Raw genomic sequence first — 17,747 nt, 5'->3', positions numbered from 1 at the left:
TTCAGTGTGGCGCCCATGCTGGACTGCACCGATCGGCACTTCCGGGTGCTGATGCGGCAGGTCAGTCGGCACTGCCTGCTCTACTCCGAGATGGTGGTGGCCCGGGCGCTGCACCACATCGCCCAGGACGGCTCCGCCTCCCGGATGGGGGAGCGGCAGCAGCGGCTGGAGCGACTGCTGGGGTTCGATCCGATTGAGCACCCCCTGGCCCTGCAGCTGGGGGGCGACGACCCGGAGCTGCTGGCCGAGGCCGCCCGGATGGGGGCCGCCTGGGGCTACGACGAGATCAACCTCAACCTGGGCTGCCCCAGCGAAAAGGTGCAGCAGGGCCGCTTCGGGGCCTGCCTGATGGCGGAGCCGCAGCGGGTGGCCCGCTGCGTGGCGGCGATGGCGGCGGCCACACCCCTGCCGGTGACGGTCAAGCACCGCATCGGCATCGACGAGCGCGACTCCTACGCCGAACTGCTGGTGTTCGTGGACACCCTGGCCGCGGCCGGCGCCGCCCGCTTCGCCGTCCATGCCCGCAAGGCCTGGCTGAACGGCCTCGATCCGAAGCAGAACCGGACCGTGCCTCCCCTGCGTTGGGATCTGGTGCATCGCCTCAAGCGGGAGCGCCCGGAGCTGCGGATCGAACTGAACGGCGGCCTTGAGGAGCTCGCACCCTGCCGGGAGCAGCTCGCCTGGGTGGATGGTGTGATGGTGGGCAGGGCCGCCTACGCCCACCCGCTGCGCTGGGCGGGGGTGGACGGGCAGATCTTCGGGGATGGGGGCGCCGGGGAGGCCCGAGCCTCGACGGTGCTCAGGGGCGTGCTGCCCCACGCCGAGCGCTGGTGCGCCGCGGGCGGACGGCTATGGCCCATCGCCCGGCACCTGGTGCAGGTGGTGGAAGGGGTCAGCGGAGCGCGCGGCTGGCGCGGCTGGCTGACCAGGGAGGCCGGCCGGGCCGGTGCCGGCCCCGAGGTGCTGGCGGCCGCCGCCCGGCAGCTGGAGGAACGGGGCCTGTGACGCGGATCAGCCCACGGCCCGCCGCTCCTCAGACTTCAGCGCCGCCATAATCACCGCCGCCACCGCCGTACTCACCACCGCCGCCACCGGTGCGGCGCCGGCGGGAACGGCCCGCTTCGAAGGCATCGGGGGCGGCACCACCGCCACTGCCAGCACCGCCGTAGCTGCGGTCCTCCCAGCCCTTGGCACCGGACCCACGGTCGCCACCGCCGCCACCTCCATAGCCGCCGCCACCTCCACCGCCATACCCACCACCGCCACCTCCGCCATAGCCGCCGCCCCGGCGCGGGGCACCGCCGCCACCACCACCGCCACCACTGCGGGGTTCGGCCTTGTTGATGCGCAGGGGACGGCCCATCAGCTCAGCGCCCTGAAGGGCGTCGATCGCCCGCGTTTCCGTATCAGCGTCGGCCATTTCGACAAAAGCGAAACCACGCTTGCGGCCGGTGTCACGCTCCAGCGGCAGGGAGCAGTTGACCACGGCTCCGAAGGGAGCGAACAGTTCAGCCACGTCCTCCTGCTCAGCGCGGAAGGGAAGATTGCCGACGAAAATACTCACTGACCGATGAGGGGGACCGATGGGGCGCTCAGGCGCCTGAGACTCCCCAACGTTAGACGCAGACGTGCGATTCCGAAGCACCTCAAGGGTGCATCAGACGCGCCTCAGGGGGTCGTATCGAGACGCTCCCGGGCCTGCCGCAGTTGCTCGGCCACCCTGTCGAATCCGGTGCCGCCCTCGCTGCGACGGGCCGCCACCACCTGCCGCGGCGCAATCACTTGGTGGATGTCCGCCTCGAAGGAGGGATGCAGCTCCTGCCAGCGCTCCAGGGGCAGATCAGCCAGCAGCCGTTGCTCCCCAAGGCAGGCCTTCACCAGCCCACCGACGAGCTGGTAGGCCTCCCGAAAGGGCACCCCCCGGGCCACCAGATAGTCGGCCACATCGGTGGCATTGGAATAATCGGCGGCCACGGCGGCCTCCAGCCGGGCGGGGCGGAACTCCAGCCCCTCCTCGAACAGCACCGCCATCGCTTCCAGGCAATCGAGGCAGGTGCGCACCCCATCGAACAGGGCTTCCTTGTCTTCCTGGAAGTCCTTGTTGTAGGCAAGGGGCAGACCCTTGATCATCGTCAGAAGTCCCATCAGGTGGCCGAAGACGCGGCCGCTCTTGCCGCGCACCAGTTCGGGCACATCGGGATTCTTCTTCTGCGGCATCAGGCTGCTGCCGGTGGCGCAGCGGTCGGTGAGCCCCACGAAGCCGAACTCCTCGCTGGCCCAGAGGATCACCTCCTCCGCCAGGCGGCTGAGGTGGGCCATCACCAAAGACAGCGCCGCCATTGTCTCGACGGCGAAATCGCGATCGCTCACCGCGTCGAGGCTGTTGGCGTAGATCGCCTCAAAGCCCAGCTCCGCGGCGGTCTGGCGGCGGTCGATCGGCACCGACGTCCCCGCCAGGGCCGCTGCCCCGAGGGGGCAGATGTTGACGCGACGGCGCACGTCGGCCAGGCGCTGCCGGTCCCGTTCGGCCATCTCCACATAGGCCAGCAAGTGATGGGCCAGGCAGACCGGCTGGGCCCGCTGCAGATGGGTGTAGCCGGGGATGAGGGTGTCGGAGTGGGCTTCCGCCTGGGCCAGCAGGGCCCGCTCGAAGCGCACCAGGCCGGCATCGATGTGGTCGATGCGGCGCCGCAGCCACAGGCGCAGATCGGTGCCCACCTGGTCGTTGCGGCTGCGGCCGGTGTGCAGCTTCTTGCCGAGGGAGCCAAGCCGTTCGATCAGCCGCCGTTCCACGGCGAAATGCACGTCCTCCGCCTCAAGCCCCGGCGTGAAGCTGCCGGCGGCCGCCTCGGCCCGGATGGCCTCAAGCCCCTCGATCAGGCGCTCAGCCTCCTCCGGGGTGATCACGCCGCAGCTGCCCAGCATGCGGGCGTGGGCGATGGAGCCGTCGAGGTCCTCCTGAAGCAGGGCGATGTCGAAGCCGATCGAGGCATTGAACCGCTCGATCGCCGGATGCAGACCCTGCTCGAAGCGATCGCTCCAGGTGGTGGGGGAGGGGTCAGCGGCCATCACGGGGTTCCGGGCAGCCCTTCAGCTTGCCATTCGTCTCAGGTCGGGGGCAGGGAGGGCAGCACCACCCCGTCCCGCACCTTCAGCACCACCATCGAGGCATCGTCCTCCAGGCGGCGGTCGCTGCCGACGAAGCGGTCGAGGCGCTGGAACAGCCGATCCAGGATCGTCTGGGCCCCATGGGCCGCCCGGCAGGCCGCATCGAAGGCCCGCACCAGCCGCTCCTCATCGAAGCGCTCGCCGCTGAAGCCACTGGCTTCGGTGACGCCATCGGTGTAATAGAGGATCACATCGCCCGGCTCCAGCTGCAGTTCGCCGCAGCCATACTCCGCCTCGCTCTGCAGACCGATCAACAGGCCGGGGGTGTCGAGCCTCTCCACCCGGCCGGCGTGGCGCCGCCACAGCAGGGGCGGGTTGTGGGCGGCGTTGGCGTAACGCAGCAGGCGGGTGCGGGGGTCGTAGTCGGAATAGAAGAGGGTGACGAAGCGGTGCGAGTGGGCCAGGTCCTCCTGGGCCAGCTGGTTGAGGTCGTAGAGGATGCGATCCGGGGGGAGGCCGCTGAGCACCTCGGCCCGCAGCATGCCCCGCAGCAGGGTCATCAGCAGGCCGGCCGGCACCCCCTTGCCCATGACATCCCCCATCACCAGCGCCCAGGGGGCCTGCTCGCGCCGGTGGCCCGTGAGCTGGGGCTGGGTGGGGATGAAGTCGTAGTAGTCACCGCCCACCTGGAAGGCCGGACGGCAGAGCGCGGCCAGCTCGACGCCGTCGATCACGGGGCAGTGGTCGGGCAGCAGCTGGGACTGGACCTCGGCCCCGATGCTCAGCTGGCGGTCGAGACGCTCATGGCGCCGCCGGTCCTGCTGCAGCACCTCGTTCTCCAGCGCCACGCCGGTGAGGTCGGCCACCAGCTGGAGGTGGCGGCGGCGCACGTCGCTCCAGCTGTAGCCGCGCTGACCGCTGAACACGTACAACCGCCCCCGCTGACGGCTGCGGGCCACCACGGAGGTGGCGACCACCTGCTGGGCCCCGAGCAGGCGCTGAACCAGGGGGTCGAGCTGCACCGCGACAGCCTCATCGCCCTCCTGGTTGTGGAGCTGACCATCGGGCAAGGCCGCCAGCTGGCGCAGCACCTCGGCACTGCGTTCGCCGGCGGTGGCCTGGAGCTGCTCGCGCCAGAGGCGGCCATCGGCATGGAACACCACCAGCAGGCTGCCCTCGGCCTCCACCAGCCGCGCGGCCACCAGGGGCACCAGCTCGAGGAAGCGCTTGAGGTTGGTGTAGCTGCGCAGGGCGAATGACAGCGACGCCAGCAGCTCCTGGTTGCGTCGCTGTTCGCGGCCGAGGCTGTCGAGCAGCTGGCGCAGCGAAGCCGTGACCGACGGCCCCCGATCGGGAATCGGGGGCGCCGTGGAGGTGGAGAGAGGCTGCGGGGGCGGCAGGCTGCTCACCGAGCGGCCGCAAAGGACACGCAAGGTAGCAGCGGCAGGCGAGTCTCAGGAGGCCAGCAGCGCCTCGACAAACTCGAAGCTGTTGAAGGGCCGCAGGTCGCGGATGCCCTCGCCGGCCCCGATGAAGCGGATCGGCAGCCCCGCCTCGGAGGCCACCGCCAGGGCGACGCCGCCGCGGGCGCTGCCATCGAGCTTGGTGAGCACCACCCCGGTGAGACCGGCGGCACTGGCGAAGGCCATGGCCTGGCGCAGGCCGTTCTGGCCCTGGCTGGCATCCAGCACCAGCAGCGACTCCACCACCGCCTCCGGCGCCAGCTTGGTGATGGTGCGCCGCACCTTGCCCAGTTCCTCCATCAGGTTGTGCTTGGTCTGCAGCCGGCCGGCCGTGTCCACCAGCACCAGCTCGGTGCCCTTGGAGCGGGCGGCGCCGATGGCGTCGTAGACGACGGCCGCCGGGTCAGCATTGGCGCTGGGGTTGGCCACCACCGCCACGCCGCTGCGCTCGCCCCAGACGCTCACCTGCTGCACCGCCGCGGCCCGGAAGGTGTCAGCGGCGGCGATCAGACAGCTGTAGCCGCTGCGCACCGCCAGGTTGGCCAGCTTGCCGAGGGTGGTGGTCTTGCCGACCCCGTTGACGCCGACCAGCAACCAGACGTTGAGCTTGTCGCGCTGGGGGGCCAGCATGGCGGTGTCGCCGGCGCGGATGGGGGCGTCCAGCAGGCCGCGCAGCTGCTCCTTGAGAAAGCGAAGGCCTTCGGCAGCATCGACCACCTCCTCGTTGAGGCGGCGGCGCAGGGCTTCGAGCACCTGGTCGGTGGCCTTCACGCCCACATCGGCGCGCAGCAGGGTCGACTCGAGGTCGTCCAGCACCGCCGGGGTGAGTGGATCGTCGCCGAGGTTCTCCAGCAGCTGGGTGACGAAGCCCTTGCGGGTCTTCTCCAGGCCGCGGCGCAGCCGCCCCAGCCAGTCGATCTCCTCGAGGGACACCTCCTCGGCGCGCCGCCCCTGGGCCGCCAGCACCTCGGCCGACCAGGTGAAGGTGGCATCGAAGGCCCCCAGGCTGGGGTCGGCGGCATCGGCGGGGGGGGCCGTGCTGGTGGCCGTGGCGGTGGCCTCGACAGCTGGTGCGGCCGGCGCCGTGGGGGCCGTGACCTCCTGGAGGCGCTGCTGGCGCCGGGCGGCGGCCTGCTCCAGCAGGGACAGGCCCGGACCCGCAGGCGGGGCGGCAGGGGGCTCAGGTTCGGGGGTTGGCGGGGCCGATTCGGGCGTTGGCGGTGCCGGCTCGGACTCGGGCTCGGGCGTGGTTTCGGACGCGGCGACCGGGGTGGCCGCCTCCTGCTGGGCCTTGAGACGGGCATAGGCCTGGCGCGCCCAGGCCAGGGCGTCCTCATCGACGCCAGAGCCGGCCGGAGCTGCAGGGGCCGAGGCGGGAGTGGGAGCCGCCACGGGTTCCTCCACCGGATCTGGCGGGGCCGCCGAAGCCTCAGCAGGAGCCACCGCTTCGGGCTCCGGCTCAAGCTGGGGCTCGGACAGCGGTTCGGGCTCCGGGGCGGGCTGGGCCAGCGTCCGTTTGAACCAATCGAAGACCATCGCGTTCCTGCCTACACCCGGGCGGCGGTGAAGCGCCGCAGCACACCGTTGATCATGCGTCGCCCCTGGTCGTCGCTGTAGCGGTTGGCCAGTTCCACCGCCTCGTTGCACGCCACGGCGGGGGGTGTGGCGAAGTCCTCGAGGTCCACCACCGCCAGCCGCAGGATGTCGCGGTCGACCCGGGGCAGGCGGGTGAGGCGCCAGCCTTCCATCACCGCATCGATGCGGCCGTCGAGGCCCTCCCGGTCGCGCAGCACCGCCCTGGTGCGGGCGATGGCATCGAGCCGCACGGCGTCCTGGTCGGCCAGGAGGAGCAGGCGCGGCAGCTCCAGGCCGGCCGAAAGGCGATTGAGGGCCTGCTCGGCGTGGGTGAGTCCCTCCTGCAGATGGCGCCGCACCGTGGGCAGCTGCTTCTCGCCCTGGTCCTGCAGCTCGCTGTCGAGCAGCCGCTGCTGGGCCTGCTGCAGATCTTCGGCGGAGCGGTCGAGGGCCTCGCGCACGTGCTGGCTGAGGGTGGTGACGGCCTGCTGCAGCAGCACATCGAAAGAGCCGGTGGGGACTTCGGCCCCGGTGCCGCGATCACTCACCTGACCCAGCATCAGCAGGGCCAGTTCACGGGCAAGGGTGCGACTCTGCATCAGGAGGTTTGGGGGGCACGCAGCTGGGCCAGGAGGCTGGCGAAGCTGCGGTTGGAGTTGGGTTCCCGCTCGTCGGGGCTGACGATGCCGGCGGAGATGATCGTGCGGAAGGCATCCTCGACGCTCAGCTCCAGATCCTTCACCAGCCGCTCCGGCACCACCGCGTACCACCCGGTGGTGGGGTTGGGGGCGGTGGGAATGAAGACGCTGAGCATCTTCTCGCCGAAATCGGCCTGGATGGCGGTGCCCAGCACACCGGTGACGAAGCCCACGGCATAGAGCCCTTCGCGGGGATACTCCACCAGCACCACCCGCCGGAAGCGGCTGGAGTTGCCCTGCAGGAAGGTTTCCAGCAGCTGTTTGAGCGTCTTGTAAACGGAGCCCGCCAGGGGGATCCGCAGCAGGGTGCCCTCACCGAATTCGAGCAACCAGCGGCCGACGATGTTGCGGGCCATCAGACCGATCAACAGGATGCCCAGCAGCGGCACCAGCAGGCCCACCCCCAGATTGATCAGGTCCTGGAGGAGGGGGTTGAGGGTGTTGAACGGGTTGAACTGCTTGGGGATCGACGTCAGGAAGGCCAGAACAAAGCGGCTCACCGTGGTGGCGAGCCAGATCGTGGTGGCCAGCGGAATGACCACCAGCAGGCCGGCGATCAGATCGTTCTTGAGATCCTGCTGCAGCCGGTTGCCCAGGGGCTGGTCGGAACTGGGACTACTGGATGGGACCAATGGAAGAAGGGGTCCGGGGGGGCGAAACCCTAACGGTAACGATCCACGGGGGTCTTACAGGACACTGCCGAGGCAAAGGATGGTGAAGGCGATGATCAGCACCACCGCGCCAAGCGATCCGCCATAGCGACGCTGGCTGAGGGTGACCTTGCCGGTCTGCTCGGTCTGCTTGAACTGGGTTTCGAGCTGGTCGAGCTGGCGATCGATGAAGGCCCGGGCCGACTGGGTCTTCTGGGCGTCGGTGGCGCCGGGGGGCACCTGGCCGGTGGCTTCGGCCTGGCGGATCAGCTGCTGCAGCAGGGCGGGATCCTTGCTCTGCTGGCGGGCCATCTCCAGCTGGCCGCGCTTGGCGGCGATCTGCTGGTCGTTCTGCTGCTGCATCTGCTGGTCACCACCGAAGGTGATCGGCAGTGAGGCGGTCAGCAGAACAGCCAGCAGACCACTGATGATGCAGACCGTCCAGAGGACGGGCGTGCGCCCCTCCGACTGGTCTTCCAGGCGGGAGGAGAGGTACATGAGCAGCAGACCGATCAGACCCATGGGGGCCTGGCTGATCAGTCGCTCCACCACCAGCTGGCGGAACGCCTCCTCTTCCCAGTCCCAGAGACTGAGGACGGCGACCAGCTGCAGAACGAGCAACACCACCAGGGTGAGGCCCATCCAACGCAGCAGCGGGCTGAAACGGGAGGAGGAAACGGCAGCCACTCAGGGAGAGTCGGATTCGTGGGACTCTACCGACAGCCCTTGAAAGGCCCCTCCTCCCCTGGCGCCCTGGCGGCGGCCCTGCGGGCCAGGGCCGAGGCCCTCGGCTTCGCTCCGGTGGGCCTGGCGGCGGTGCCGGGGGGCCCCCGGCTGGCGCTGCGCAGTGCCGCCCTGGAACGCTGGCTGGCGGCGGGCCACCAGGCGGGGATGGGCTGGATGAACGACCCGCGCCGCCAGCGGATCGAGGCGCTGCTGCCGGGGGTTCGCAGCGTGCTGGCCGTGGGCTGGAACTACCACGTTGGCCGGGAGCAGGCACCGGGCAGCCTGCGGGTGGCCCGCTACGGCTGGGGGCGCGACTACCACCGGGTGATCGATGGGCGCCTGCGGCAGCTGGGGCGCTGGCTGGAGGAGGCCGCGCCGGGCGCTCGCTGGCGGGCCTGCGTCGACAGTGCGCCCCTGCTCGACAAGGCCTGGGGGGAGGAGGCGGGCCTGGGCTGGATCGGCAAGAACGGCAACCTGATCGATCGCCGCCGGGGCTCCTGGATGCTGCTGGGCCACCTGCTCACCAGCCTCGACCTGCAGCCCGACCGCACGGCCGAACCTCTGTGCGGCGCCTGCACCGCCTGCATCGACGCCTGCCCCACCGGCGCCCTCGACGAGCCCTTCGTGGTGGATGCCCGCCGCTGCCTGGCTTATCACACGATCGAGAACCGCGCCGAGACGCTGCCAGCGGCCATTGCCGGTCGGCTGCAGAGCTGGGTGGCCGGTTGCGACATCTGCCAGGAGGTCTGCCCCTGGAACCACCAGGCCCTGCCCATCGCCACGGACGCGGACGTGCAGCCGCGCCCGTGGCTGCTGGATCTGCGCGGCGAGGAAGCCCTGGACTGGAGCGACGGCGACTGGGACGAACGGCTGCGGGCCTCGGCCCTGCGGCGGATCCGGCCGGCGATGTGGCGGCGCAACATCCGGGCGGCGCTGGCGGGCGATGGGGGACAACGGGGGACGGCTCCCTAGGCTGGGGCGATTCGGGGTGATTGCGTGGGCCGGCGGTTCTGGCGACTGATGTCCTCCCTGTGCCTGGCCTTGCCACTGACGGTGCTCCCCGCTCCGGCCAAGGCGCTGGTGCCGTTCGTGTACCTGCCCCAGGAAAAGGAACTGGAGGGGGCGGGGCTGGGCATCGCCCAGGCGGCGGCTCGGCTGCTGCGCCTCGGCCAGGCGGAGGACGCCGCCCGGCTGGCGGAGCTGACCGTGCGGCTGCTGCCGGACGATCCCCGCGGCTGGGTGCTGCTGGCGGAGGCGGAGCTGCGCAGCAACCAGATGGAGAAGGCGGTGGTGGCCCTGGCCCGGGCCAAGCAGCTGGATCCCAACAACGCCGGCATCTGGTTCGCCGAAGGCTCCCTGGCGCTGCGCAACGGCAAGCCCCAGGAGGCCATCGGCCTGCTGCGCAAAGGGATTGAACTGGACGGCAAGAACGCCGGTGCCTACTTCGATCTGGGCAATGCCCAGATCCTGCTGGGCAACAGCGACGCGGCTCTGGGCTCGTTCGAGAAGGCCGCGGGGCTGCGCAAGGACTTCTGGGAAGCGATCAACAACCAGGGTCTGGTGCTGTTCGAGAGCGGCCGTACCGCCGACGCCATCGGCCGCTGGCAGCGGGTGCTGAAGATCAAGGCCGACATTGCCGAAACCTCCCTGGCCCTGGCGGCGGCCCTGTTCGAGCGCGGCCCGGCGGAGCGGGCCCAGGCCCTGAAGCTGGCCGAAAGCGCCCTGGCCGAGGAGCCCAACTACGTCAAAGACAGTTTCCAGAAGGAGCAGCTGTGGGGGCCGCGGCTGCGGGCGGTGACCTCCCAGCTGCTGGCCCTGCCGGAGCTGAAGGCCGCGGTGGAGCGGGCCCAGGCCAATGCCACCGCCGGTGACGGCAACGGTGGCAGCAGCGACGACTCCTGAGCGGGTTGCCACGGGCACCATCTGTAGGCTGAGCGCCCTGAGCCGCAGACATCAAGGACCGGATGCCGGACGAGCGCGTCCAACCGATCGCCCTGCATCAGGAGATGCAGCGCTCCTACCTCGAGTACGCGATGAGCGTGATCGTGGGGCGAGCCCTGCCGGACGTGCGCGACGGCCTCAAGCCGGTGCAGCGCCGCATCCTGTTCGCGATGCACGAGCTGGGGCTGACCCCGGACCGGCCGTACCGCAAGTGCGCCCGGGTGGTGGGCGACGTGCTGGGCAAATACCACCCCCACGGTGACCAGGCGGTTTACGACGCCCTGGTGCGGCTGGTGCAGACCTTCGCCAGCCGCCACCCGCTGCTGGATGGCCACGGCAACTTCGGCTCGGTGGACGATGATCCACCGGCCGCGATGCGGTACACCGAAACCCGGCTGGCTCCGATCGCCAACGAGGCGATGCTCGATGAGATCGGCAGCGACACGGTCGATTTCGCCTCCAACTTCGATGGCTCCCAGCAGGAGCCGACGGTGCTGCCGGCCCAGCTGCCCTTCCTTCTGCTCAACGGCTGCACCGGCATCGCCGTGGGCATGGCCACCAGCATCCCCCCCCACAACCTGGGCGAGGTGGTGGAGGCGCTGATCGCCCTGATCCGCAAGCCCGATCTGGCAGAAGAAAAGCTGCTGGCGATGGTGCCGGGCCCGGATTTCCCCACCGGCGGTGAGGTGCTGCTGGGCAGCGGCGTGCGCGACACCTACGTGACCGGACGCGGCAGCATCCCGATGCGGGGCGTGGCCCACATTGAGGAGGTGCAGCCCGGCAAGGGGCGCCACCGTCGCGGCGCCGTGGTGGTGACGGAACTGCCGTACCAGTTGAGCAAGGCGGGCTGGATCGAAAAGCTGGCCGAGCAGGTCAACGACGGCAAGATCGGCGGCATCGCCGACATCCGCGACGAAAGCGACCGCGACGGGATGCGGGTGGTGATCGAACTGCGGCGCGATGCCGAGCCCCAGAAGGTGCTGGAGGAACTGCAGCGGCGTACGGCCCTGCAGAGCAATTTCGGCGCCATCCTGCTGACGCTGGTGAACGGCCAGCCCCAGCAACTGAACCTGCGCCAGCTGCTGCTGCGGTTCCTGGAATACCGGGAGCTGACGATCCTGAGGCGCACCAACCATGCCCTGAAACGCTGCGAAGACCGGCTGGAGGTGGTGCAGGGGCTGACCAAGGCCCTCGACGACCTCAAGCGGGTGATCGCGATGATCAGCGAGGCACGGGATGCCGCCACAGCCCGGGCCAGCCTGCAGGTGCACCTGGACCTGAGCGAGCGGCAGGCCGATGCAGTGCTGGCCATGCCGCTGCGGCGGCTCACAGGCCTGGAGCAGGAGGGGCTGCGCAAGGAGGCGACGGAGCTGGAGCAGGAACGCACCCGCCTGCGGCACCTGCTCGACGACCGCGACACCCTGCTCGACACGATGGTGAGCGAGCTCAAGGGGCTGAAGAAGCGCTATGCCACGCCACGCCGCACCCGCCTGGTGGAGGGCGGCGACGCCCTGGTGGCCCAGCGGGCGGCGGCGGTGCGGCCCAACACCGAACTGCAGCGGCAGCAGGCCTTCGAGGCCCTGGCCGGCGATGGCCGGCTGCTGATCCAGACCGATGGCGCCGTGAGGATCGTGACGCCCCAGGTGCTGGGGCGGCTGCACCTCGATGACGCCGCTGAACTGGGGGAGCTGCCGCCACCAGCGCGGCTGATCCTGCCGGTGGCCGAGCAACCGGCCCTGCTGGCCTTCAGTGCCGGCGGCAAGGTGGCGCTGCTGCGCTGGGAATTCGCCGGCCAGCACCCCGGCAAGCTGGAGCGCTTCCTGCCGGACAGCCTGCAGGGGGAGCAGGTGGTGCAGGTGCTGCCGTTGCCGCAGCCCGCCAGCGGCAGCCTGGGGCTGCTGAGCACCGACGGGCGCTTCAAGCGGCTGCCGATCGAGGATTTCCTGGAGCTGTCGGGCCGGCCCGCCACCGTGTTGAAGCTCAAAGAGGGGGTGGCGCTGCAGCGGGTGGTGCCCTGCCAGGAGGGAGAGGATCTGGTGGTGGCCACCAGCACCGGACGGGTGCTGCGGCTGGCGATCAACGACACCAACCTGCCGGTGCTGGGCCGCACGGCCCAGGGGCCGATGCTGCTGCGCCTGCTGCCCGGCGAACGGGTGGTGGGGGCGGCGCGGGCAGCCGCCGGCGGCGATGTGCTGCTGGCCAGCCGCCGCGGCCAGGTGAAACGGCTGCAACTCGAGAGCCTGCGGCCCTGCCAGCGGGGTGCCATGGGCCAGATCGGGCTGCGCTTCCTGGAGCGCGACGACGGCCTGGTGGACCTGCAGGCGGGCGACGCCCCGGTGATCGGTGTGACACTGGAGGGCGGCGATGGCCGCAGCCTGCGGCTGAAGGCCGAGCAGTTGGCCCTGGAAGACTGCGGCGGCTCAGGCACCTTGCTGGCCCTGAAGGCCGGCGATGCGGTGCAACAGCTGGTGCCCTTGATCGGCGGGCCCTAGGCCGGTCGGCGGACGATCAGCACGGGCTCGGTGGCCGTGGCGGCGGGGTTATCCCAGAAGGCCATCGCTTCTCCAGCCGAGCGACCTGTTCGGCCATGCTGACCGTGTGGTCATCAGCGCTGATATCAGCAGCGATGCTGCAGAGATAGGAGGCCGTGATCGCCTCGTCGTAACCGTCAGGGTCGCCCCAGGCCAGGTTGTAGGCCTGGAGGCGCTGCCGCATCTGCTGCAGGGCGCCATCCAGGCCCCGATGGCGAACGTAGTGGACCCCAACGGCAAGATGGGCGCGGTGCGTCCAGTTGGCACGGGGAAGGGACAGGGCTTCGAAATCGCGGACCAGCCGTTCGATCTCGCCGTCGTCGCTGAGGGGGAGCTCCCGTTTCACGCCCCCAGTTCGATCCGCATCTCGACCATGGTCGGGCGCAGTCCGGCGCGCTCGAACAGTTTCCGGGCGGCGACATTCTGCGACGACGCACTGAGCATCAGGCTGCTGGAGCCCAGGGCGAGGGCCTCCTCCTTGGCCGCCTCGAGGAGCCGGCGGCCGATCCCGCCGCTCCTGGCCTGGGGATCCACATAGATGTCGTGCAGCCAGGCTCCGGCACAACGCAGCTCCACCAGGCTCATCGGCTCCATCCGCACGAAGGCGTAGCCAACGGGTTGGGGACCCGCCTCGGCGATCAGCAGCACGACCTCCGGACGCTGGAGCTCCGCCCGGAAGAACGCCGCATAGGCGCCCTCGCCACCGGGCGGCACGGCGAAGCGTTCGCCATCAAAGCCGACATGAAGCTGGCCGAGGGCGAAGCCGAACCGGGCCAGCAGCGACACGTCCGTGTCCGTCGCTCGGCGAACCGTCAGGGGCTGTTCGTGCACACAACCTCACCACAACGGGGGGAGATTCAGTCAGAGACAACCGTAAACGCCTGCGCCCCCGGCCCCAGCGGCGGACTCCCTGGCCATCGCCTGGACCCACGTCTCCAGAGAGGGGATGGCCGCTTGGGGAATGTGATCGCGTCTTCCATCAGGCAGACCTGCGGTCCTGCTGAAGGGCACGGATGGCGTTCTTGAGCTGGTCCAGCCGTTGCTCTGCTGGCCCGATCAAATCGATCAGCCGTGGCGCCTGCTCTTGGGGCATGACATCGAAGCGACCGTCGCGATAAATCTCCTTGAAGATCGCGTCCACGTCGTCACGGTAGGCATGATCCACGGGGCGGATGCCATCTTCCTCCATGGCCACGGGCCAGGTCTCAGATTTCGGTACGAAAGCCAGAATATCGAGATGATCCAGCGACTCCCTCACGGCGGGCACCATCGAGGCCACGAAGGCGTCGTCGATGTCGGTGGTGGCCTGGTTGGCGGTGTATTGCGAATAGGCGAGATAATCGACCGGGGCTCGATCGAAGATCACATCATCAGACCTGCTGGCGTAACGATGGATTCGAGAGATGTTGTAGTACAGCTGAATGCCGTTCTGAAGCCTGGTTGAGGCTTCTCGGAACTTGATCTCATAAGGGCCGAAGAGGCCCAGAGCGCGATAGGGCTCTTCTTCCCTGCGAAAACCTGGCTGAGAGGCGACCCAGTCGTTGACCACGGTGGATTTACCCAGGGAGTGGGATCCGGAAATCGCGATACGCATGGGAGATCAAGCCTGGCATCATTCAACTCCCTTAGTATGCACCTTGACTTCAAAGGAGCTGCGATGATGCCATCGAGATCTGCATCGGGATGACGGTGATCGTCAGCTCGGTGATCAGGCCAGCCCTCAGGAAGGCCTGGATGGCTCGTCCGCCATCGATGTAGAGATGGCGGTGGCCTACTTGCGCGGTTTGCGACACGAGCTCATGGGGCGTGGCATGGAGCACCTGGTGGACATAAGAAAGCTGCTGGGAATCGTCACCAGTTGACAGATTCATACGCTTCAGGATGGCACAATTCCCGCTTCTTCCCTTCAAAGGATTCATACAGTGTCCGGTGCCTGGCAAGGCCATAGTCATCGGCACGGGTGTCGTAGGAGCCAACCCACTGCAGGAGGTTGTCGAGATTCTCATCCTGTTCCTGGCGGGAGCTGAACTTTTCGGGCTCCCAGGGTCTTGAGCGGCAGTGGGCCATGCAGGCAGCGACCCCAGGATTCAGAAAGATGAGTTCATCGGCACAGCCCAGGACGGGCTCCAGGATGTCCGCGTAACAGCCTTCGATGATCCAGCTGTCCTGCTCCGAGATCCAACGTTTCACAGCCTCGACACTGTCCTGAAGGGGACGGCGTTCGGTTCCACTCTGAAATGCGACCTCATCCAGCGATAACCGGGCGGCCGGCTGCCTGGCGATCAGCTTCCTGGCCAGGGTGCTCTTTCCGGCCCCGGCGTTACCAAGAATGATGACCTTCATGAATCAGACCTCCTTGAAACGCTTGTCATCGCATGCGCCTGAAGAGAACGGTGCAGCAGCCAGACGGGGCTCACCAGTTTGCCGGCTTTGGCCACCAATTCCCTTTCCACGGCGAATCCCTGCCGCTCCCAGTCGGCGGTGGCGGCCGGCATCGGCGGCCGTCTCTACTGGCTGGGGCTGACGGTGGGCCGTTTCGGTTTCGGCGGGCTGATCCCGCGGCGCCAGCGCTGGTGCGGTTGCCGTGCCTACCTCGCTGGGCTGGATGGGGAGGATTGGCAGCAACTGCGGATGGCCCTACCGCAGGGTCATCGCCGTAGTCCGCCTGCACGAAGATGACGTAGAGGCCGCGCTGCTGGGCGATGCGCTTGATGGTGTTGATCAGTTCGGTGGCGATGCCCTGGCGCCTGAACTCCGCCGCGACCGCTAAATCGTAGATGAAGAACTCGCTGCGCTCCTGCTCAAACTTGGGAAGGACGTAACCGGTCAGGCCGCCGACAACCTGGCCTGCCGCGAAGCGGCAACAGCGATGGAGGCGTCGCTGAAGAGCCCCAGCATCTGGCGGAGCGCTGGAGCGTCAGTGGAGCCGGGGACACGGATCGACCATGCGGAGATCACGGGTTTCGTTGTGGTTGATGTTAGGCATCTTGCTCATAATGAACTACACCGGCTGGAAGCCCGATGCTGCGGGAGAGACGACGGACACGAAGACAAGCGGTTCTTGCCCGGTGTTAAGAACACCGTGAACGTCTCGGCGATGGGCAACCAGCACATCTCCCTTGGCTATGGCAATCGACTCCCCGTTAGAACTGAGGCGGTACTCGCCGCAACCTGAAAGAATGGTCCACGTATCTTGGCCATCAGGATGCACATGAGCCGAGATATGCTGGCCGGGCTTGACATACCAAGCAACGACCACGGCATCAGCCGACTCGGTGATGACTGAGCGAATGGGCTCACCGTCTGCGGGTCGGAGGAAATCTGTGACCTTGAATAAACGCTCCGGGCTCATCATGGTCTCGATGGAACGGGGTTTGGCGAGTTTTAGCAACAATGGCAGCCCAGCTGTTCTTGGAGGCCGACCACTTGGCGGGTAAACGCTACGCGAGTCAGCCGATTCTCAGTTCAATCTTGATGTTGAGCATCACTGAACGGTATCAAGGGTATCCAGATCCATCATGAAGATCACGCGGTCTTCACTCTCCCCGTCATAGCCCACAGCGACGGGCAGGCCGTCGACCTTGTCGTCGGAGTCAAGGAGAGAGAAGCCGATGCGACGATGGAAGGCGATCGATTGGCGATTGACCGGAGCGGTCAAGCATTGAGCAGTGCGGCAGCCAACCGAGGCAGCCGTGGCAAAGAAATGCTCATAGAGGAGGCGCCCCAACCCCTCTCCACGACGCGCGGGATGCACGCCGATGAAGTGGATGTAGGCCTGGTCGGGAAAGGTCTACGAAACGAACCCGATGAGGAACCCAACGATCTGGCCATCCTCTACGGCGGAGAAACTGGTGGAGCTGAAGTGGACGAAGAAGAGTCTGGGGAGCCTTGCGGCCATCGGCCGACCACCCCACCATTCATCAAGAACCGAGATGATCGGTGGATAGTCGTCCAGCTCTAGATGTCTGATGACGACCTCGCTCATCGCCTCCTCCTCAGCAGACAGCATGCCAAACGCTCAAGATCAGCGGCGGGCGATAGCTCGTTGCATTGAACAGGCATGCTTGGCTCCCCGACCGATGCATCTTGATGTTAGGCCTTCAAACGAAGCAATTGATCATACTCAGCATGACTACCAATCCAGACCCAGATCAAGTCTTGGCTGCTTGCTTCAACAGCTAAAGCTTTGAAACGAAGTCCAACTCTGGCCGACCAAAACTTGCCGATCTTCTTGAAAGGGAGCGAAGGATGACGTGGCTCGGCTTTGAGCAATTCGAAGCAGCGATCAGCCTGGAGTTTCACCTCTGAAGGAAGTGAGTTATAGCAAGCCCAGCAGCGTGGGCTGGCCCGATGCCTCATAATTCAGAACATCGACCAGCCTTGCTGTCGCTGATTGCCTCGTTGGCTAGCCATTCCAAGTTGCCTGCAGTCATGTCATCCTCCATCTGCTGGTCCCAGTCCGTTGCGTCGAACGACTGGAACCAAGCCCGGAACTCGGCCCGCTTGGCCGGCGGCAGCTGCTGAACTGCAGCCTCAATCTCTTCCAGGGTGCTCATGAGTTCCGTTATAGCTGAGTTCTCCAGCTGAGACGCGACATCCACCTGATAGGCCTAACAAGCTGCTGATCAGCGAAACCTGGCTCCGATCAGATGCAGCACGCGATCACGGAGGCAGAGGTGATGGCGGGCATGGCCCGCCGGCAGCGCGAGGTCCCCGGCGACGCCGAGATGCTCGATCAGGGCCGCGCGCAACTGATCCAGAGCTGGCCGCACTGCGCGATCGTCGAGGTCAGCCAGAGCCTTGTCGAAACAGCCGGGCGGTTTGCTGATGCCTTCGCCTTGCGTGGCTACGACAGTGTGCAGCTGGCAGCTGCCCATGAACTGCATCACAACAGTGAACAGCCGCTGACCTTCGCCTGCTTCGATCGCCTGTTCGGCGACGATTAGATAGGCGGGACCGCGCAACTACATAGGCGGGTCTCAGGACGCGACAACAGGGCTCCGATGCTGGTCTGGAGCCCCGCGATGCCCGCCCCTCTGTCGTTGCGGATCAAGG

Annotated in this window: 22 protein-coding genes and 1 pseudogene; 6 read left to right on the top strand and 17 right to left on the bottom strand. The window is 67.8% G+C overall.

All coding sequences use genetic code 11. The features are described from left to right. The first annotated feature begins 15 nt into the window (after nucleotides 1-15). Nucleotides 16-1,005: a tRNA dihydrouridine(20/20a) synthase DusA gene (gene dusA / locus KBY95_RS15215; RefSeq protein ID WP_254966134.1), complete on the top strand. Its 990-nt coding sequence runs from the start codon at nucleotides 16-18 to the stop codon at nucleotides 1,003-1,005. Nucleotides 1,006-1,033: 28 nt separating this feature from the next. On the opposite strand, the gene KBY95_RS15210 is transcribed toward dusA, so the two are convergent. From KBY95_RS15210 to KBY95_RS15180, 7 genes are all read right to left on the bottom strand, one after another. Continuing rightward, nucleotides 1,034-1,564: an RNA-binding protein gene (locus KBY95_RS15210; RefSeq protein ID WP_254966132.1), complete on the bottom strand. Its 531-nt coding sequence runs from the start codon at nucleotides 1,562-1,564 to the stop codon at nucleotides 1,034-1,036. Between the two features lie 104 nt (nucleotides 1,565-1,668). Then, nucleotides 1,669-3,069, bottom strand: a complete 1,401-nt coding sequence (argH, locus tag KBY95_RS15205; protein ID WP_254966131.1) for an argininosuccinate lyase — start codon at nucleotides 3,067-3,069, stop codon at nucleotides 1,669-1,671. A 38-nt stretch (nucleotides 3,070-3,107) separates the two neighbouring features. Then, on the bottom strand, nucleotides 3,108-4,517 hold the full coding sequence (locus KBY95_RS15200; protein WP_396095036.1) for a PP2C family protein-serine/threonine phosphatase: 1,410 nt from the start codon (nucleotides 4,515-4,517) through the stop codon (nucleotides 3,108-3,110). Nucleotides 4,518-4,562: 45 nt separating this feature from the next. Then, complete coding sequence (gene ftsY, locus KBY95_RS15195) at nucleotides 4,563-6,107, bottom strand: signal recognition particle-docking protein FtsY (protein ID WP_254966130.1); 1,545 nt, start codon at nucleotides 6,105-6,107, stop codon at nucleotides 4,563-4,565. An 11-nt stretch (nucleotides 6,108-6,118) separates the two neighbouring features. After that, nucleotides 6,119-6,745, bottom strand: a complete 627-nt coding sequence (gene nusB, locus KBY95_RS15190; protein ID WP_254966129.1) for a transcription antitermination factor NusB — start codon at nucleotides 6,743-6,745, stop codon at nucleotides 6,119-6,121. Then, nucleotides 6,745-7,476 (bottom strand): DUF502 domain-containing protein, encoded by a 732-nt coding sequence (locus KBY95_RS15185; protein WP_254966128.1) that lies wholly within the window; start codon nucleotides 7,474-7,476, stop codon nucleotides 6,745-6,747. The genes nusB and KBY95_RS15185 overlap by 1 nt, the downstream gene beginning before the upstream one ends. A 54-nt stretch (nucleotides 7,477-7,530) precedes the next feature. Beyond that, entirely contained in the window at nucleotides 7,531-8,181 is a 651-nt protein-coding gene (locus tag KBY95_RS15180; RefSeq protein ID WP_254966127.1) for an HpsJ family protein, read from the bottom strand. Between the two features lie 39 nt (nucleotides 8,182-8,220). On the opposite strand from KBY95_RS15180, the gene queG reads away from it, so the two are divergent. The 3 genes from queG to KBY95_RS15165 all read left to right on the top strand — a co-directional run bounded on the left by queG (nucleotide 8,221) and on the right by KBY95_RS15165 (nucleotide 12,653). Next, complete coding sequence (gene queG, locus KBY95_RS15175) at nucleotides 8,221-9,192, top strand: tRNA epoxyqueuosine(34) reductase QueG (RefSeq protein WP_254966126.1); 972 nt, start codon at nucleotides 8,221-8,223, stop codon at nucleotides 9,190-9,192. Between the two features lie 48 nt (nucleotides 9,193-9,240). Further along, complete coding sequence (locus KBY95_RS15170) at nucleotides 9,241-10,122, top strand: tetratricopeptide repeat protein (protein ID WP_254966125.1); 882 nt, start codon at nucleotides 9,241-9,243, stop codon at nucleotides 10,120-10,122. A 62-nt stretch (nucleotides 10,123-10,184) separates the two neighbouring features. Then, nucleotides 10,185-12,653, top strand: coding sequence for a DNA topoisomerase (ATP-hydrolyzing) subunit A (locus tag KBY95_RS15165; protein ID WP_254966123.1), 2,469 nt, complete (start codon nucleotides 10,185-10,187; stop codon nucleotides 12,651-12,653). 16 nt (nucleotides 12,654-12,669) lie between these two features. Here the strand turns inward: KBY95_RS15165 and KBY95_RS15160 are convergent, their stop codons facing one another. From KBY95_RS15160 to KBY95_RS15140, 5 genes are all read right to left on the bottom strand, one after another. Then, nucleotides 12,670-13,038, bottom strand: a complete 369-nt coding sequence (locus KBY95_RS15160) for a hypothetical protein (protein ID WP_254966119.1) — start codon at nucleotides 13,036-13,038, stop codon at nucleotides 12,670-12,672. Further along, complete coding sequence (locus tag KBY95_RS15155; protein ID WP_254966117.1) at nucleotides 13,035-13,523, bottom strand: GNAT family N-acetyltransferase; 489 nt, start codon at nucleotides 13,521-13,523, stop codon at nucleotides 13,035-13,037. The genes KBY95_RS15160 and KBY95_RS15155 overlap by 4 nt, the downstream gene beginning before the upstream one ends. A gap of 148 nt (nucleotides 13,524-13,671) precedes the next feature. Continuing rightward, complete coding sequence (locus tag KBY95_RS15150; protein WP_254966115.1) at nucleotides 13,672-14,286, bottom strand: AAA family ATPase; 615 nt, start codon at nucleotides 14,284-14,286, stop codon at nucleotides 13,672-13,674. 49 nt (nucleotides 14,287-14,335) lie between these two features. Then, a complete protein-coding gene (locus tag KBY95_RS15145) occupies nucleotides 14,336-14,563 on the bottom strand; it encodes a dihydrofolate reductase family protein (protein WP_254966113.1) in 228 nt (75 codons plus the stop codon). Then, a complete protein-coding gene (locus KBY95_RS15140) occupies nucleotides 14,544-15,035 on the bottom strand; it encodes an AAA family ATPase (RefSeq protein WP_254966111.1) in 492 nt (163 codons plus the stop codon). Before KBY95_RS15140 ends, KBY95_RS15145 begins: the two co-directional genes overlap by 20 nt. Nucleotides 15,036-15,122: 87 nt before the next feature. Here KBY95_RS15140 and KBY95_RS15135 point away from each other — a divergent pair, with 87 nt between their 5' ends. Continuing rightward, nucleotides 15,123-15,371: a hypothetical protein gene (locus KBY95_RS15135; RefSeq protein WP_254966109.1), complete on the top strand. Its 249-nt coding sequence runs from the start codon at nucleotides 15,123-15,125 to the stop codon at nucleotides 15,369-15,371. Here KBY95_RS15135 and KBY95_RS16545 read toward each other — a convergent pair. The 5 genes and pseudogenes from KBY95_RS16545 to KBY95_RS15110 all read right to left on the bottom strand — a co-directional run. Further along, a pseudogene (locus tag KBY95_RS16545) lies at nucleotides 15,331-15,606 on the bottom strand (GNAT family N-acetyltransferase); the annotation flags it as partial. The gene KBY95_RS15135 and the pseudogene KBY95_RS16545 sit on opposite strands and share 41 nt — an antisense overlap. An 87-nt stretch (nucleotides 15,607-15,693) precedes the next feature. Then, nucleotides 15,694-16,047, bottom strand: a complete 354-nt coding sequence (locus tag KBY95_RS15125) for a cupin domain-containing protein (RefSeq protein WP_396095035.1) — start codon at nucleotides 16,045-16,047, stop codon at nucleotides 15,694-15,696. A 129-nt stretch (nucleotides 16,048-16,176) separates the two neighbouring features. After that, on the bottom strand, nucleotides 16,177-16,461 hold the full coding sequence (locus KBY95_RS15120; RefSeq protein ID WP_254966161.1) for a GNAT family N-acetyltransferase: 285 nt from the start codon (nucleotides 16,459-16,461) through the stop codon (nucleotides 16,177-16,179). Nucleotides 16,462-16,482: 21 nt separating this feature from the next. Then, the gene (locus tag KBY95_RS15115) at nucleotides 16,483-16,701 is read right to left on the bottom strand and encodes a hypothetical protein (protein WP_254966107.1); all 219 of its coding nucleotides are present in this window, start codon (nucleotides 16,699-16,701) and stop codon (nucleotides 16,483-16,485) included. A gap of 346 nt (nucleotides 16,702-17,047) precedes the next feature. Further along, the gene (locus KBY95_RS15110; RefSeq protein ID WP_254966105.1) at nucleotides 17,048-17,248 is read right to left on the bottom strand and encodes a hypothetical protein; all 201 of its coding nucleotides are present in this window, start codon (nucleotides 17,246-17,248) and stop codon (nucleotides 17,048-17,050) included. 93 nt (nucleotides 17,249-17,341) lie between these two features. Here KBY95_RS15110 and KBY95_RS15105 point away from each other — a divergent pair, with 93 nt between their 5' ends. After that, entirely contained in the window at nucleotides 17,342-17,638 is a 297-nt protein-coding gene (locus KBY95_RS15105; RefSeq protein ID WP_254966104.1) for a type II toxin-antitoxin system VapC family toxin, read from the top strand. Nucleotides 17,639-17,747 lie beyond the last annotated feature (109 nt).

This window comes from Cyanobium sp. Aljojuca 7A6 (assembly GCF_024346455.1).
Taxonomy (GTDB): domain Bacteria; phylum Cyanobacteriota; class Cyanobacteriia; order PCC-6307; family Cyanobiaceae; genus Cyanobium.
Note: the sequence above shows the minus strand (reverse complement) of the source record. Positions and strands in the feature narration are given on the sequence as shown.